Source organism: Spirosoma arcticum (assembly GCF_054779955.1).
Genome location: NZ_BAAGXG010000015.1, coordinates 101,924 through 117,541 on the forward strand (window position 1 = coordinate 101,924; position 15,618 = coordinate 117,541).

At 52.7% G+C, this 15,618-nt stretch carries 15 protein-coding genes; 10 read left to right on the plus strand and 5 right to left on the minus strand.

Going from position 1 to position 15,618, the window contains the following annotated elements:
• Positions 1–3 precede the first annotated feature (3 nt).
• The 8 genes from ACYVHB_RS26125 to ACYVHB_RS26160 all read left to right on the plus strand — a co-directional run bounded on the left by ACYVHB_RS26125 (position 4) and on the right by ACYVHB_RS26160 (position 8,265).
• On the plus strand, positions 4–1,014 hold the full coding sequence (locus ACYVHB_RS26125) for an alpha/beta hydrolase (protein WP_461054774.1): 1,011 nt from the start codon (positions 4–6) through the stop codon (positions 1,012–1,014).
• Positions 1,015–1,211: 197 nt separating this feature from the next.
• Entirely contained in the window at positions 1,212–1,571 is a 360-nt protein-coding gene (locus ACYVHB_RS26130) for a nuclear transport factor 2 family protein (RefSeq protein ID WP_461054775.1), read from the plus strand.
• A gap of 18 nt (positions 1,572–1,589) precedes the next feature.
• Positions 1,590–2,132, plus strand: coding sequence for a nuclear transport factor 2 family protein (locus ACYVHB_RS26135; RefSeq protein WP_461054776.1), 543 nt, complete (start codon positions 1,590–1,592; stop codon positions 2,130–2,132).
• Between the two features lie 52 nt (positions 2,133–2,184).
• A complete protein-coding gene (locus ACYVHB_RS26140) occupies positions 2,185–2,679 on the plus strand; it encodes a nuclear transport factor 2 family protein (RefSeq protein ID WP_461054777.1) in 495 nt (164 codons plus the stop codon).
• Positions 2,680–2,776: 97 nt separating this feature from the next.
• Positions 2,777–3,850 (plus strand): nuclear transport factor 2 family protein, encoded by a 1,074-nt coding sequence (locus ACYVHB_RS26145; RefSeq protein ID WP_461054778.1) that lies wholly within the window; start codon positions 2,777–2,779, stop codon positions 3,848–3,850.
• A gap of 210 nt (positions 3,851–4,060) precedes the next feature.
• Positions 4,061–4,900, plus strand: a complete 840-nt coding sequence (locus ACYVHB_RS26150) for an N-acyl homoserine lactonase family protein (protein ID WP_461054779.1) — start codon at positions 4,061–4,063, stop codon at positions 4,898–4,900.
• A gap of 117 nt (positions 4,901–5,017) precedes the next feature.
• The gene (locus ACYVHB_RS26155) at positions 5,018–5,206 is read left to right on the plus strand and encodes a hypothetical protein (RefSeq protein ID WP_461054780.1); all 189 of its coding nucleotides are present in this window, start codon (positions 5,018–5,020) and stop codon (positions 5,204–5,206) included.
• Entirely contained in the window at positions 5,194–8,265 is a 3,072-nt protein-coding gene (locus ACYVHB_RS26160) for a Tn3 family transposase (protein WP_461054781.1), read from the plus strand. Before ACYVHB_RS26155 ends, ACYVHB_RS26160 begins: the two co-directional genes overlap by 13 nt.
• Positions 8,266–8,426: 161 nt before the next feature.
• Here the strand turns inward: ACYVHB_RS26160 and ACYVHB_RS26165 are convergent, their stop codons facing one another.
• Positions 8,427–8,672: a hypothetical protein gene (locus tag ACYVHB_RS26165; RefSeq protein WP_461054782.1), complete on the minus strand. Its 246-nt coding sequence runs from the start codon at positions 8,670–8,672 to the stop codon at positions 8,427–8,429.
• Positions 8,673–9,152: 480 nt separating this feature from the next.
• A complete protein-coding gene (locus tag ACYVHB_RS26170) occupies positions 9,153–10,262 on the minus strand; it encodes a RepB family plasmid replication initiator protein (RefSeq protein ID WP_461054783.1) in 1,110 nt (369 codons plus the stop codon).
• 687 nt (positions 10,263–10,949) lie between these two features.
• Between ACYVHB_RS26170 and ACYVHB_RS26175 the strand changes: the two genes are divergently transcribed.
• Positions 10,950–11,687: a hypothetical protein gene (locus tag ACYVHB_RS26175; protein WP_461054784.1), complete on the plus strand. Its 738-nt coding sequence runs from the start codon at positions 10,950–10,952 to the stop codon at positions 11,685–11,687.
• Positions 11,688–11,873: 186 nt separating this feature from the next.
• A complete protein-coding gene (locus ACYVHB_RS26180) occupies positions 11,874–12,551 on the plus strand; it encodes a hypothetical protein (RefSeq protein ID WP_461054785.1) in 678 nt (225 codons plus the stop codon).
• A gap of 385 nt (positions 12,552–12,936) precedes the next feature.
• Here the strand turns inward: ACYVHB_RS26180 and ACYVHB_RS26185 are convergent, their stop codons facing one another.
• The 3 genes from ACYVHB_RS26185 to ACYVHB_RS26195 form a co-directional block, all read right to left on the minus strand.
• Positions 12,937–14,001: a PA14 domain-containing protein gene (locus ACYVHB_RS26185; RefSeq protein ID WP_461054786.1), complete on the minus strand. Its 1,065-nt coding sequence runs from the start codon at positions 13,999–14,001 to the stop codon at positions 12,937–12,939.
• Between the two features lie 123 nt (positions 14,002–14,124).
• A complete protein-coding gene (locus ACYVHB_RS26190) occupies positions 14,125–14,778 on the minus strand; it encodes a recombinase family protein (protein ID WP_461054788.1) in 654 nt (217 codons plus the stop codon).
• Positions 14,779–15,094: 316 nt separating this feature from the next.
• Entirely contained in the window at positions 15,095–15,292 is a 198-nt protein-coding gene (locus ACYVHB_RS26195) for a hypothetical protein (RefSeq protein WP_461054787.1), read from the minus strand.
• Between the last annotated feature and the right edge of the window lie 326 nt (positions 15,293–15,618).

Here is a 15,618-nt window from a genome sequence, read left to right on the forward strand (position 1 = left end):
ATCATGAACAAGCGAATGCTTAAGTCAATGCTTATCTGGGGCGGGCTGGTCAGCCTGTCAACGACCGCCTGCAACCGGACCGATTCGGCCCAGCCATCGGCCCTACAACCCGGTCCCAACCGGGTCACCTTTCAGAGCGAAGGAGCCGAACTGGTCGGCAACCTGTTTCTGCCCACCAACTACCAGGCCGGGACTCGCCTGCCAACCGTAATCGTGATTGGTCCCTGGACCCAGGTGAAAGAGCAGGTGGGCAACCGCTACGCCGAACAATTGGCCGCCCGGGGGTTAGCGGCCCTCTCCTTCGACGCCCGCTTCTGGGGCGAAAGTGGCGGAGAGCCGCGTTACTACGAATCGACCAATGAAAAAACGCGCGACATCCAGAGTGCCGTTACCTTCCTGCGCACGGTGGGGGCCGTTGATTCGACCCGCATCGGTGTTCTAGGAGTGTGCGCCGGGGCCGGAGCCGCCACAAGGGCCGTCATTGCCGATCCCCGCATTCGGGCACTGGCCACGGTAGCAGCCTGGCTGCAACACCCCCAAACAACGCTGACCATCTACGAGGGGGCTGCGGGCGTTCAGCGACGCATCAACTTAGCCAATGCCGCCCGGCAACGCTATGACCAGTCGCGGCAGACGGATTACGTGGCGGCCTACGACACGCGGCCCAATTCGGGAGCGGCCATGTTCTTCCCGGTCGACTATTACGGCCGGGCCGAGCGGGGCGCCATCCCGCAGTGGACGAATCAGTTTGCCGTCATGGGTTGGCGCGAGTGGCTGGAGATGAATTCGATTGACGGCATTGCCGAGCGCATCACGGTGCCGACGCTAATGGTCCACAGTGACAGTGCCGCCTTACCTGCCAATGTTCGGCGGTTCTACAACCTGATTCCGGCCACTACGCCCAAGAATCTGATCTGGACCGAGGGTGAGCATACCCGCTTTTACGACACCGACCCCTACGTGAGCCGGTCGGCGACCCAGGTTGTTGAGCACTTCCGGCAGGTTTTCCGGTAGACTCGCCCCCTTGGGGTGGCTACCGGACCAGTGATCGGAAGCCATCCCAATAGTACGACAAACGCTATGATTCGGTCAATATTTCTGCTGGTCATTGGGCTAAACGTAGTAGCCGCTCTGTGGAATGCCCTTGACAAAGCGGGTAAAGACTGAAAGACAGTAAAAACCACAAATTAACTCGAAAACGAAGTTCAGCCATGATAATCCGTCGTTACGCCCATCTGGACACGCTGACGCCCGCTTTAGACGCCCAGAATATTGCCAAAGTGCTTAGTTTCCTGACCGACGACTGTTTGTTTCAGGCGGGTAACACCCCGATTCTAATCGGAAAAATGGCCATTAGTAATCAGCTTCGGGGCTTCTACCAGACGGTTAGGGCGGTACAGCATCAGGTGCAGGACATTTTCGAGGGCGAGAACCGGGCCGTCTACCACGGCTTCGTGACCTACACACGACTCGATGGTAGTACGTTGCGGATCCCGGTCTGTGATGTGTTCATGATGACCGGTGAAAAGGTGGCGGGCTACTACATCTACGTTGACTGGTCGGCGCTGTAACGCTAATCTAATTAACTCATGAATCGATCTATCATCGTCCTGTTCGTGGGACTGCCGCTGACGACCCTGTGGGCGCAGCCAATTGCTGCCAGTTCTCAAACCAACGGTGTACTGACTATGTATCATCCCAATCCCGACGCGGCTCCCGATCAGCGCGAGCGCAACCGCAAGGTGGTCGACAACTTCTTTGTAGCCCTGGAGACCTACAACTTCGATCTGCTTAACGAGGTGTTTGCCCAGAACGGGCGGCAGTTTAATCCCTACGTGCCCGAAGGTTTCCCCAAAAGCTTCGATGGCCGGGCGGCTATCCACAAACAGTACAGTTCGCTGCCCGAACGCTTCGCCAGCATGAAGTTTTCCCGCACGATCTACGCCACCGAAGACCCTAACTTCTTTTTTGCGCAGTGGCGGGGCGTGATTGTCATCAAAACGGGCGGTACCTACGAGAACGACTACATCGGCACGTTTCGGCTCAAGGACGGGCTGGTGACTGAGTACACCGAGTACTTCAACCCCATTGTCATGGCCAAAGCCTTTGGCATCTCACTAAGTGAGAAGTAAGCCGGGTTTACCTCGGTTCAGAAATTCACTAATCTAAATTCATCCGCTGATTATGAAAACCGTCTTTATTGGGCTAACACTGTTGGCTCTCTCGGCGATAGCTGTTGCCGTTTCGGCCTGCCGGTCCGGTAATGAGGCCGACGCCCCAGCGGTCAACCCGACCAATCCGCCGACCCAGCCAACGACGATTCGGTTGGACGGCCCCGTTGATACCACACTGATGGCAGTCACCACCCGGCTAATTACCGCCCTCCATGCGGGCAACGCGACGGCGGCTGAACAGCTATTTGCTGAAGACGCCCGATTTGACAGTGTAGGCCGTATTTACCAGGGGCGTCGGCAGATTATGGATCGGTTTCTGATCCCGGAAGTCATTCGGTTGAACGGGCGCTACGAGGCCGTAAGTGCCCGGCCCGAAGCGGGGCAACCTACCGTCGTGGTAGTGGAGTACAATTTCACGACGGGGGGCGGTGGCCGCGAGCGCTTCACGTATCGGTACACGATCCGAAATGGTCTGATTCAGGACGTAATTGGCCGGTACGTCTAATTAATTATCAACCCATTTGACCGGCCTAACGATGCACCTGCTTGAGTCAATGCTTATTCTTTTTAAGTAATCACCCAACTAAATCGCTCTAAAAATTATGCAAACTTTTCTGCTTCCCTCGCTCCGTGCCAGTGTCGCTGGCTTGTTGACACTGATGCTGTTTGGCACTCAACTGATGAGTTCCGCCCAGACCCCGTCTACTACTACCAATCCGAATGTGGCCTTGATTCAACGCTATTATCAAGTGTATGCGCAGGGCGATCCGCAAGCGCTTCGCCCCTTCTTTGCCCCCAATATAGAATACCGCATTCCCGGACATGGCCCCCTGGCCGGTACTAAACGGGGCGTGGACGAAGTTTTAGCGTTCTTCGCGGAGCTGGCCAAGGGCGGCTTCCGGGCCGACCCAATTGTGCTGGCCCAGGAGGGGGATTGGGTAATCGACCTGCACCGGGGCTATAGTACCTTGGGCGTTGGTCAGGTAGATATCACTTGGGCATTGGCCTTTCGTATTCAGAATGGGCAAATTGTGGAGGCCATAAATTTTGCGTTCGACCAGGCGGCCGCTGACATTTACTGGTGGGCCAACTATCCCCTCAAACCCATTCCCGACCGGTTGCTCAACCCGTCTTCTACCCCCACTACCGCCCTATCGCTGACGGCTCCAACGTATAACTGCACGACGGGGGCCATTCGGTTCAATACGGCGGGTGGCAATGGCTCGCCAATTGAATACGCAGCCGCCGGTATCACCGTCTGGACGACGAATCCAAACCAATTTGTCGAAGCACCGCTGCGGACAGCAAACGACGTACAGCCTTTCACGCTCCAGGCCCGTCAAAACGGTCAGGTCGTTAGCTACACCTGGGATTTAAGAGCTGCCTGCGGTCGGGGACGATTAGGTATTTCGGAGCCAGCGACTACCCTCGGGGTAACGGTACTGGGTAATCCAACCAGCGAGGCCGTAACAGTCGACATTAACGGGGTAGAAGGGCAACCCCTGACGTTGCGATTAACTAATGCACGGGGTCATTTGATCGAAAATCGAACCGTCCAACAAACCCGTTCTATTGAACGGCAAACGTTCGATTTGCGCCGACAGCCGTCAGGTCTGCTGTTGTTGCAGGCGATCACTGGTCAGGGGTCCCAGACTGTGAAGGTCGTAAAACCTTAGCCCGCGACACCGGCCCTTTTGTGAGCCGGTCGGCGACGCAGGTTGTCGAGCACTTTAACCGCACCTTACGGTGAGGTTGGGCATTCTGGCTTGCGCTTGTCTTGACTATTCCCCCATCTGGCTTTGCGCCAACTCCCGTAACCCGGTTTAATGTCCGTAAGAGAAATCGGATGAGGGTGGTTGGCGCAAAGCCTCCCTGTTAATGATCGTATGCGAACAGTACGTTTAATCACCTTTTTAACCGTCAGCTTGTTTTCGCTGAACGGGTGCAGACCGCAGGGAAACCCCGAAACACCCCTGCGGGTGTACATCTTTCAGCGGGGTCAGCTCATAAGTAACGATGCCTCCGTGGTGTCGGCGGGCATCAATCAAGGGCAGCGTCTGGTATTGGGCAACACCTGCTTTCTGATTCAGCACCCGCGTGGAACGCTGCTATGGGACACCGGACTGTCAGATTCAATCGTTGCCTATCCTGATGGAAAGCAGGAAGGACCAGCCCTGCTCCGGCTCAACCGGACCCTGACCGATCAGTTGGCGCAAATTGGTATCACGCCTGACGAGGTCGATTACTTAGCCCTCTCGCACTGCCACACCGATCACGCCGGTAACGCGAATCTATTCCGGAAAGCCCAGTTTTTGATTCAGCGCGAGGAGTACCAACTGGCCTACGGGCCGGATGCGAGTCAGTACTATTACAACCCGGCGTTCTATAATCAACTCACCAACATCCGCCAGATTGAGGGCGACTTCGACGTTTTCGGAGACGGGCGGGTGGTGATTATGAGCGCCCCCGGCCACACGCCCGGTCATCAGGTGTTGTTTCTTAATCTCCCCCGTACCGGCCCCGTTCTACTCTCGGGCGATCTGTATCACCACCAGTTGAACCGGCAGCTTCAGGCCATGCCCGTTTTTAATTTTAGCCGCCCTCAAACGTTGCGCAGCATGATGCGGCTCGAAGCTTTTCTAACCCGAACCGGGGCGCAGTTGTGGATTCAGCACGACTCAGCCTTCAACGCCATGGCCCACTTCGCCCCGGACTTTGTGGAGTAGTTCGGTATAAACCGGCTATAGGGGACGCTGACCTTCGCCCCGCGTTGAATCTGGTCGGCTGTGCCCGGAGCTCCGCTTATGGGCTACTCATTTTCTTTTAGCTTAAACCAACCCGGTATGAGCTATCAACTTTTAGGCAACAGTGGTTCGCGGGTCTCCGAACTGTGCCTCGGCACGGGGTGGGGCGGGGGAGCCGACAAAGCCAAGTCCCGTCGCATCTATGACGCCTTCCGCAATATTTCGTTACGTCTACCTTTACCGGGTCCCAAGTACTCGCTCACAATCCTTGCTGAATGGCTCGTTTAGCGGTCCTCGATCAGACCGCCCGGCGCGAATTTGAACGCCCCCCGCAATTCAATCATGCCCAACGCAAACTCTTCTTCGAGCTACCCACTTGGTTACGGCCCCAGTTACGGGGGTTAGACACGCCGGCCAGCCGGTTCGGCTTTATCCTCCAGTGGGGCTACTTTCGGGCCAGCGGTCGATTCTTCAAGCCCGCTACCTTCGCGCTGGGCGACATTCTGTTCGTAGCCCGCCAACTCAAGATAGACCCCTTAGCCATCAACCTGCGCCACTACCGGCGCAACACGCTAAACCGGCACCGGCAGATGATTCGGCAGGCCCTGGGCTTTACGCCCTTTTCGGGACCCGGTAAAGCGATGGTTCAACAGGAAGCCGGACAGTTAGTCGGTCGCCAGCTTCACCCCGAACGGCTGTTCTGGGCGCTCTGTAGCTTCATGCGGTCGCACCACATTGAGGTGCCCACCTACTTCGGCCTGTGTGCTTTGATTGAAGCGGCCATTAACCAGTTCGAGGACCAGATTGATGAGCGGATCGCCACCCATCTGACGGTCGAACAGGCGGCTCTGTTGAACGAGCTACTTACCAAACTGCCCGATGATGCATCGGGCCGCAGCATCCACCAACTGGCCCGGCTCAAGAACGCTCAGGAACTGATGCGCTTGGACGTCATCCGCCGGAACATGAGTCTGTTGAAAGACCTCAAAGACCGCTACCATCACCTGCGGCCCTTGCTGAGTCGGCTCGACTTGTCGAAGGAGATGATTGAGTATTACGCCGAATACGTGCTCCGGGCGGAAGTGTTCCAGATTAAACGCCGGACCCGCCGGTACCTGATCCTAACTTGCTTTGTGCAATACCAGTACTTTCACCTGAGCGACATCCTGCTACAAACCTTTCAGCAGGCTACCACCCTGGCCTTCGCTCAGGCGAAAGAACAACGGGACCAAAAGCTGCTTAAACTCCAGGAAGAGAACGTAGTGACGGTCGAGCAGGTGTTGACCAACTACTTAACCCAGGCCGATGTCGCCCGGCGAATGCAGGACGTCGCCTTCGCCTTGGACCAGACCCAGGATGAGAAGTATGTCGGCTGGATGAGCCTCATCAAAGGTGGAGATATTGACCAGTTTCTCAAGTTAGTGCCAGCCGTCGAACGCCTGCATGGGCAGTCGAAGAAGCACCTACAGGGCAGCTTCCTGCACCAGGCCCTGGGCGAAGGCTCACGTACGTTGATGAACCGCATCGCCGACCTGTTGCGGCACATTGAGTTCGCCGGCCAACACTCCGATAACCCGGCCATGCAGGCGCTGGCCTTCTACCAGCAGAAAGGCGGCCACATCAGCAATATCGCCCAAGCCGACGACTTACCCGTCGATTTCTTAAGCCGCGACGAGCGCAAAGCGGTGCTGGGCGAGGAGACGGACTTCGCCCTCTATCGAACGCTGCTGGCCCGCTCGGTACTGGACGATCTCAAAGGCGGGCGCATCACGGTGGCAACCTCCCACACGTATCAGGCCTTTGAGGACTACCTGATTGACGAAGAGACTTGGCTGAACCAGAAGCAAACGCTGCTGGAGCGGGCCGGACTGCGCCATCTCTCCAATTGGACAACCGTCAAAGAATCGCTGTCGGAGGCCCTGCAAGCCCAGATGCGTCAAACCGTGGACGCCATCACGGCGGGTGAGAACCTGTTTGTGCGGCCCCGCAAGAAGGGTGGTCTGCGGTTTGTGACGCCCAAGAAGGAAGCCGCAGCGCCGGTCACCAGCTTCTACCCCCATGAGTACTACGTATCCATCTTCGAGGTGCTGCACACGGTCAATCGCTACTGCGGCTTCACGGGTGCGCTGACCCACCGCATGGAGCACAACCAACAGCCGGTGCTGGCCGACACGGTGAACTTTGCAACCTTGATCGGCTGGGGCTGTAACCTGGGCCTGCACCACATGGCCAAGACCTCGTCGGTGCCCATCAGGGAGCTGGAACGGGCCACCAACTGGTACTTCTCGGCTCAGAACCTACTGGCGGCCAACGACCGGGTGGTGGCCCTGATGAACCAGTTGCCCATCGGCGGGCGGCTGCGCGAGCAGGAAGACGTGTTTCGTTCGGCCTCGGATGGCCAGAAGTACAGGCTCGCCCTGGACTCCATCCACGCCAACTACTCGGCCAAGTACTTCGGCAAGGACAAAGGCATTACCGTCTACAGCTTTATCAGCGAGCACTACCCGGTCTTTTATACGACGGTGTTTTCGTCGGGAGACTATGAAGCCTGGTACGTCTTAGACGGCTTATTGCACAACGCCTTGAGCATACCCGCTGAGCTGACTCACTCGACTGATAGCCATGGGGTGACCGAACTCAACTTCGCCCTGACGCATCTGCTGGGCATGGCTTTCCAGCCGCGCATCAAAGCCTTCCATCGGGCCACGCTCTACGGTATGCCCGGCATACCCTTGGAGGCACCCGCCGACCTGGGCTTCAAAAACGGTGGCTTGGTCAATACCAAACTCATTGACGAGCAGTGGGACACCATCTTGCGGTTGCTGGTGACCATCAAGCTCAATCATGCCCTGCCCTCCGCCTTGCTTCGTCGGCTAACCTCGTATGCCAACCAACATCCCCTGCACCGGGCGCTGGTGGAACTGGGTAAGATCGTGCGCACGACGTATCTATTGCAGTACATGCACGAGGACCAGACTCGTCAACGGGTGAATCACCAACTCACTAAGATTGAGAATATGCATCAATTGGCGGGCGAGCTGAATCTGGGCAAGAACGGCTTGATCCGTTACGCCAGCAAAGAAGACCTGTTAGTAATGGTCCGCAGCAAGCAGCTATTAATTAACTCGATGACCTGCTGGAACATGCTGCGCATCACCCAGAAGCTGACCGAAGTTTCGTCCGCAGAATGTGAGGAGATTTTAGCGTCGTTAACGGACACGGCCCCACTGAGCTGGAAGCACATTAACTTTCAGGGTGAGTATGACTTTTCGGAAGATACGCTGCGTAACTTAGTGAACATCAATTTGAAGAAGATCATCAGCGAAGAGAAAAAATTGAGTCAGTAAAAGACTGTTTATGAATTGGTTACCTAGGTTAGGTGGAACATTTCGTACGAATGTTGGCTACCCCCCAACCTACCGTTAGGGAGTGGTTCGAGCCGCTGCCGTGCTTGATGCCTGAAGAAAACCTGTCAATTCTTATACCGCGACCGTCGAGAGCACCGATCTTAGCTATCCCGCATTTTAAGCCCATTTAAGTAAGCCTGTTCGCGAATTTGTAATCGTTGCCAAAACGCCCAATCTGGAGCTGATAAATGCTGTTCCAAATAACCATCTATAGTTTGATTAGCAGCTAAATTCTGGCCGTCAGCTGTCCAATCACGGTGCGCTTTGATGACAACGACAATGCGTCCTAAAGAATCTAACTCGTTGGTGAATCGGTTTGAAACAAGTTTCATCAGAAGTAAAGGCATAAGCATTGATCAATAATTAGGAAAGTGACAATTCGCCCCAAATTGTAGGATTCACTGCCCACCTGAATATACTCGTGACCGAACGACCAGGTATCACTCCGATTGTAGAGCTTGCTGTCACTGTGACGGTATACTTCTACCTGGCGGATGTCGTTTTCTGCAATTAAGCCTTGCAGTCTGCTGACTACCGTTTCTCCTGAAAGCATAAAGTTAATGAAATTGAAACGCCCCGATCAGGTTTGGAGCAATTACGGTCGGGGCGTTTCTTTGCTAGGTGGCAGTGAAATATCATTCCGATCAACGAGCGTCTGTTCGGTACGTACATTAGTCTATTCCTGGCCGACGTTCGTTTTAACTTTTATCGTTAGGAAAGTTTCAGCCACTGAGTTTGCAGAACGAAAGCTTAGCTACTTTTAAGTCTACCTGATCAGTCCTGAACCGTTCTTAGTTGGCTCGCCACTGCACCATTGAGCATTTGTATTATTTGTTAATTAGGTTTCCGAACAGATCGGCAATCGACTGGGTAGAGCCTGTGCGCACTGTAGGGCCTGGTGCCAAAAGGGATGGCAGGGGAGGGGCTACAGCGGATTTCAATGCGCTGGCCGCTTGCTTAGCGGGTGCTTTCATTTGATCGATGCCCAAGGACTTGACTAGGTAGGCGGTTGGATTCTTGACGTTGGTGCGCAGGCCATTGGCCAATTCAGAATCCACGCGGTAGAAGGTTTCAAGCAGGCTGTGATCGGAAGTAATTAAATCCTTCTGCCAGGGTTTGAGTTTGTAATTCTTCATCAACTGCCAGGCGGTGGTAACAGCTTCATTGATGGACATCTTGTTGACCATCTGCTGATCCTGCCTGACTCCTTCAATAGCTAACTGTTGAGCGGTTTTAATAGCAAAATCAAGTGCTACTATTTTCTTTCCCGCTTTTTGGACCGTCCAATCCAAAAGGATATTTGCTTTATCTCGCAACTCCCGTTGAGCTATTACCAATGTATTCTTTCTAAAATCATTAAATGAATAGCCCTCTGGACAATTAAGTATCTCTCTAAGCCGATCCACTGTGTAGCTGAATTGAAGCTGTTTGCGGCTTTGATACATACTAACAATTTCAAACATTCGCTGCGAGTAAACTGAACTCAGCGATAACATTACGTCAATATCGTATTTAGTGTAACGTTGACCCAGTTCGGCAAAATGAGGGACTACGGCGGAAAACATAGTTAGTTCGATTACCTTTTTGCCATCGACCTCATCAAACCTAATACGTGGGAAGGGAGTGATAATGTCCAACTTCTGCGTCTTGTCATTACGATAAATTAGTCGTTTGGACTGAAGTGACTCGGCAGCATCAGCTATTTCTTTATAGTGTTTTTTAGTCAATTCTTGAAAAGGCACGTTACACACCACGCTAACCCCCAGTTTTAGTTCACCCTTTAGTGACATATGGCCAATTTGATTGACCACAAGCGTTACTATCTTCTTTTCAAGTTCATTAAATTCCTGCTTTGACTCAGTAAAAACATTTGGTTGATAATTGGTGGGACGTTTTTTGAAAACAGGAGCTAACTGATCGGCTTCGATAACTTCCATACAATCAAAGGTTTAGGAAAGTATGTGTAACATGTGTTCAAAGCTACAAATAGGAGTTGATTAAAGCAATTTCCTACTTATACATGTATAGCGTAGGAGAACTGATTTCAAAATAGTACCCTTGCAAAAGCTACGCAATTAAGTGCGTTTACACATTTATTGTAGATCAACTAGTTAATAATCAGCCTTTTAGTATAAAGATTTATGCCCCCGAAACTTCCTATTTGATTATATAGGTAACCCCTTAAACCTCCTATTTGGACTATTATGACCGCATATTCTGACCTAATTTTGCCTATTTAAGCACCTATTTAACTCGTCATAGCAGCTAATTCCTCCGTTTTTGAATCCAAATTAACCTTTCCCCCTAAACCTCCTATTATACGAAAGAGACCCCGTAAACCTCCTATTTAAGTCCCGTAAACCTCCTATTTCAACCCCTTAAATCTCCTAAAAACAGCATATCTTAACCCCGTAAACCTCCTGTTTTAACCCCACAAACCTCTTATTTTGACTTGCAAACTTTTGATAAATAGGGAGTTGTGAGCTCCCTAAATCAATCAAACAAAACTTTTTGATAAAAGGGATAACTATATCAAAGAATTGCTTTTGGAAAGGGGAAGGAAAAAAAGCGGAGCACCGAAACTATTTATTTACTTTGTAAGTAAAAGAGTGCTACTTTGTGCTATGGAACTACAACCGCGTAAGAAACCCCTCAAACGAGAAGAGGAAGCACCCCTTGACACCCTGCGTCCGGTGCTTATCAAGCAGGCCGTACTGCTCAATCCCATTGACAATCAAGTCAGTGCCTTGCCCGTAGATAAGGAACTGGAGTACTACTTCGTGCCTATGCAGTACATGCCACAGTATCAAGCTTACTACCGACCCGGCAAACCCTTCAAAAATCTTAAGCTCATCAACTTCGATAAACCCGCCATCTCGCTTTCCTTCTTCTTTAAGCATAAGTACTCCATTGAGCGCAATCCAGTGGCTTACGATGTCGAATTACACTTGAAAAACGCCCGCAACGAACTCCTTAACAAATCGCTTACTCACCAGCTTAGCCCCACTCAGCAGCAACAGCTTCAGCAGGCCGATCAACTCCTGCGGGCTGTTCGGCAAGACCCTGCTGCTTATCAGGCCTGCTTTTCTAATTACTACCACTACTACCGCTACTGGTACTGTACCTACCGCTATTTCGACGACCTGGAGAAGACCAAAGCCACCACCAGCAGCGAACACCTGCTTAAGCACACTGAACGCATTAAGGGACAGGTTCATGAGCGGCTCAACATCATTTTCATCGATCCCCACTACATCAGCCGGCCCGTACCCCACGACCACAAGCTGATCGACCGCGAACTCGACACCTTTCCCATCCAGCTCCGGCAGGGAATCACTACCCTCTATTTGCGCAAAGCCTAATCAGACCAAGCCTCACACCAAAAGAGGGTAAGACTTCAAGGGCCACTCATAATTGATTGACTAACCACATCAAACAGGGCCGTACCACCTTGTACATCCCCAAAAAGCTTTAAATTGATCCCGCATCCTGGTTCTTTCTAACCAGGATGCGCGCTGACTAACTGCTCACCGGCTGACTCGAAAACTATGCCCTCTATAACACGCCTGCTCTGGCTGATGACCCTGCTGTTTGCACTTGCCCCACCAACCCATGCCCATGCGCGAGTGCAACCGGCTGATTCAACCAAAACAAGGGCTGCCCGTAACTACCAGACCTACCGCTCCATGAGTCGGTCGTCCGACGATTCGACCCGTTCGGTTTTTAATCTCAAAGCTGCCCCCTGGTACATTCGGGCTACCCCTTTTTCAATCTACACCGGGGCGGGTAACCCAAGGGACCGCATTGCCCAAAGCCTTGAAATCGGCAAATCATTCAACGTCATTGACCTGGGCATTGCCGTAGGGCGCAAGTCGCTGCGCACCGACTCGAGCGTATTTGTTGAAGGCCGGCTGACGATGGACGTGGCCAACTACGGCGTTTTCGCCAACGAAATGAGTATCGGAGCGGGGCGCGTCTTTGATCAATCAGGAAGCCTGATGCTTGAACTAACCTACAGCATCATCGCTCAGGTAGCACCCCGTCTGGGCATTGGCCTGACCACGGGCTACTACGATTTTAGCAGCGAGAGCACCGATAGTTCTAAAACGTTTTACGGTATTTTTCTGCGCTACGGGCTGCTACGCACTGATTCGGGCGGGTTGTTGACTGTGGGCCGGACTCGGCCGGTACGAGCTGGCCGATCCGGACGTGGCCGTGGTCGATAAGGGGGTAGTTAACACAAACCCGCCTTTTTCGCCACGTAAGGGGTTTAACCACCTTTACTTCAACTACTTAGATTAAATTTTATGCTTTTATCGTTCGTTTTAGAGAGTAAGTAATTATGCTATTTAGGTACGTGTAAAAGGAAATAATTTTGATGCTTTTAAGCGAAAAACAACCTTAAGGGCAAACCCATTACAAAAAGCACCTTTTCAAGAGGAAATTAATCCGTTTTCCAAGCCATTTAGTTAAACTGGCTCAATAGCTCCGAGCATAAAGAGTTAGATCTGTATAACTAATTGATTAACAAAGTCTTATATGCTCTACGTGGCGGATATACCCCAACTGTGTTAGTTACCCCCTAGTAGTCAAAGCGTCTGCACCGTTCGTTTACCGGATTGTAAACTCGACCCGTCGGTTCTTAGCCCGTTCAATGGGTACGCCGTTATCGGCAAGCGGGCGGCTGCCCCCGTAACCGCGCGTGCTGATGCGCGAGTCGGCAATGCCGTGCTGGCTTAAGTAGTGAGCAACCACCCGGGCGCGTTGCTCAGACAAAGCCTGGTTGAGCCGGGCATCGCCCACGTTGTCAGTATGGCCTGCCACCTCCAGCCGCCATTCTTGATGCTGGTTTAAGGCCACCACCAACTGAGTTAACGGAGTCGACGCGTCGGCAACCAACCGATAGCTACTTTGCTCAAACTGTACCTGGGGCAAGACAAACGATGGACCCGGCTTAATAACGACCACCGGCGGGATGGGCACTGGGGGGGGCGTTGGTACGGCCAAACCGCTCGTACGTGCTCGAACTGATCGGGCCGCTACTGGCCGGGGTTTGGGGGCGGTAGCCGTCAACCGCTGTTTTGTCGTAATGATGGGCCGATTTAGCCGGGCGATTGGGGGGGCACTCATCGCCCTGGAATGTATTGGCTTGGGCGTAGCTGGGGGGGCAAAGTACGCCGCCGGAATAATCTCACCCGGCGTAGTGGATCGGTCCCCGAAAAACAACTTTTTAACATCGGGTCGTTGCCAGTAAAGTTTGACTTCTCCACCCTGTCGATCATTGAAGTATTCCACCCATAGGTCATATTGGTGACCCGCCTGGAGCATCAGGCCACCGGTGTAGTGCTGGGAATCGTTTAATTGCCACGATTCGACCACCAGTTTATTATCAATCCAGACCCGAATGCCGTCATCGACCTGGGCGTAGAAGCGGTACTCTCCGGTGACGGGGGCCCGTAGGGTGCCCGTCCAGCGAACGGAGTAGTAGGAGTGAGGCATGCCAGGGGCCGGGCGCCCGGTCGACCAATCGAAGTTGAGCGTTGAGTCCAAGCGGGTCAGCACCGGGTGCTCAAAGAAAGTGCCCCGAAAATAGGCTCCCTGCAGCCCCCTCTGGGCCAGCAGTGGGGTAACGAACCAACCCGCCATCAGCATTCCCCCAAGTAGACCGACTCTCATCGTTGTGCATTTTTGTAAAATTGGCCATTTAACGCATCGGCTTGGTGGCTTAGGCAACCAGTTGCGAATTTTTAACATCAGCGTAACGGCCCAGTTGGTTGGGATCTACCCGACCGGGAAACACTACTTTTCTGACCGATCCAGCCGGTGCACACTCATGGGCTGGAAGGGTTTCCCCCGCCGGGTGCGAAACCCCATCCGGTTGAGGCGGCCCGCAATGGCCTGGTAGGTCAAGCCCTCCTTGCGGTACAACCGGATCAGTTCGGCCGCCTGCACGTTAGCCGGATGAGTCCGGGCATTCTGCTGCTGAAGCTGCCGTCCCAGCTCACTGATGGCCGGCGTCAGGTTAGGAGTTCCCAGTTGAAACCCCTGTGCCTTTTTGGCCCGTAGGGCGGCCCGGGTTCGCTCGCCAATCAACTCCCGCTCGTGCTGGGCTAAGACGGCCATGATGCCGACGGTTAGGGTATTGGCATCGGGAATGTCACAGGCCACGAAGTCAACTTCCGAATTACGCAGCGAAAAGATAAAGGACACGTTGCGACTCAAGCGATCCAGCTTGGCAATCAGCAAACGAGCGCCGTGCTGCTTGGCGTGCGCGATGGCGGCAGCCAGTTGGGGCCGATCCGCCCGTTTGCCCGATTCAATCTCGACGAACTCCAGTAGGAGTTGATCGCCGGTTTTGACAAAGCGGTTGACGATCTCCCGCTGGGCGGCGAGTCCCAGGCCGCTCTTGCCCTGGCCGACGGTGGAGACCCGGTAGTAAGGCACGTAGTACATGAGATAAGGTAGTGTCTGAAAAAAGTGGAAAAGGGAAAAGAGGTGAATCATGACCTCCCTTTCCAATGAAGGGTAATTCATTTGTAGTGTTCCACGGACAAATGTAAGGAGAAACGGGTGCTTATAACATACTAAAAAGGAACGTTCTTAGTATGTTATAAATATCACCATCTATGAAAAGGTTACATAAATCGGTACGCAAATACTAGTGGATGGTCTGGTAAATTCACCGAATGAGCGAACTTGCCACAGCATCGGTTGAAAAGGGAAGTAAATTCGATTGGTTACAGGCAGGGGAAGAATTAAAATTACCACCTCACCCCTTATCAGGCCATTGTTCCAGACCAGCCGCAATGCGCAGAGCCCGCTGTACATCTTCCCAATAGTAGCCGCTGTCATAACCTGTTGAAATACGATCACAAAAGCTCAGGAAATCGCTAGCGGCCTCAATCCGCTGTTTAGCGCCCACCAGTAAATCAGGCTGTGGAGATTGTTGATCGGAGGCGCTTTCCATTCGGGTAGGAGTAAACAAGCTAAAACATAAAAAGCCCCACCGGTTGAACCAGTGGGGCCTCAGAAAGCGTAACAGATATAAAACGCCCGGTTAAGTGGTTTATTGTCTACCCTGAAATAAGGTGAGTTTATTTATCACTTTTTTTCTGTTTTGATTAAGCGGTAGAATAGTTGATTAAGTTCTAAATATGGTACAGGTCCAGTTAAAAAAGGGATTTCATGAACGAAAAGGGTTGACCTATTTTTTGTACGAAAACAATAAGTAACGCTGAATTAACTATCAAAAACTACATTGCAGGAAGTAGTACATTCTTAAGAAAGTCACTA

What these genes read in the sequence shown, in the direction of transcription:
- ACYVHB_RS26125 (WP_461054774.1), top strand. Translation starts at nt 4, where the DNA reads ATGAACAAGCGAATGCTTAAGTCAATGCTTATCTGGGGCGGGCTGGTC.
- ACYVHB_RS26130 (WP_461054775.1), top strand. Translation starts at nt 1,212, where the DNA reads ATGATAATCCGTCGTTACGCCCATCTGGACACGCTGACGCCCGCTTTA.
- ACYVHB_RS26135 (WP_461054776.1), top strand. Translation starts at nt 1,590, where the DNA reads ATGAATCGATCTATCATCGTCCTGTTCGTGGGACTGCCGCTGACGACC.
- ACYVHB_RS26140 (WP_461054777.1), top strand. Translation starts at nt 2,185, where the DNA reads ATGAAAACCGTCTTTATTGGGCTAACACTGTTGGCTCTCTCGGCGATA.
- ACYVHB_RS26145 (WP_461054778.1), top strand. Translation starts at nt 2,777, where the DNA reads ATGCAAACTTTTCTGCTTCCCTCGCTCCGTGCCAGTGTCGCTGGCTTG.
- ACYVHB_RS26150 (WP_461054779.1), top strand. Translation starts at nt 4,061, where the DNA reads ATGCGAACAGTACGTTTAATCACCTTTTTAACCGTCAGCTTGTTTTCG.
- ACYVHB_RS26155 (WP_461054780.1), top strand. Translation starts at nt 5,018, where the DNA reads ATGAGCTATCAACTTTTAGGCAACAGTGGTTCGCGGGTCTCCGAACTG.
- ACYVHB_RS26160 (WP_461054781.1), top strand. Translation starts at nt 5,194, where the DNA reads ATGGCTCGTTTAGCGGTCCTCGATCAGACCGCCCGGCGCGAATTTGAA.
- ACYVHB_RS26165 (WP_461054782.1), bottom strand. Translation starts at nt 8,672, where the DNA reads ATGCCTTTACTTCTGATGAAACTTGTTTCAAACCGATTCACCAACGAG.
- ACYVHB_RS26170 (WP_461054783.1), bottom strand. Translation starts at nt 10,262, where the DNA reads ATGGAAGTTATCGAAGCCGATCAGTTAGCTCCTGTTTTCAAAAAACGT.
- ACYVHB_RS26175 (WP_461054784.1), top strand. Translation starts at nt 10,950, where the DNA reads ATGGAACTACAACCGCGTAAGAAACCCCTCAAACGAGAAGAGGAAGCA.
- ACYVHB_RS26180 (WP_461054785.1), top strand. Translation starts at nt 11,874, where the DNA reads ATGCCCTCTATAACACGCCTGCTCTGGCTGATGACCCTGCTGTTTGCA.
- ACYVHB_RS26185 (WP_461054786.1), bottom strand. Translation starts at nt 14,001, where the DNA reads ATGAGAGTCGGTCTACTTGGGGGAATGCTGATGGCGGGTTGGTTCGTT.
- ACYVHB_RS26190 (WP_461054788.1), bottom strand. Translation starts at nt 14,778, where the DNA reads ATGTACTACGTGCCTTACTACCGGGTCTCCACCGTCGGCCAGGGCAAG.
- ACYVHB_RS26195 (WP_461054787.1), bottom strand. Translation starts at nt 15,292, where the DNA reads ATGGAAAGCGCCTCCGATCAACAATCTCCACAGCCTGATTTACTGGTG.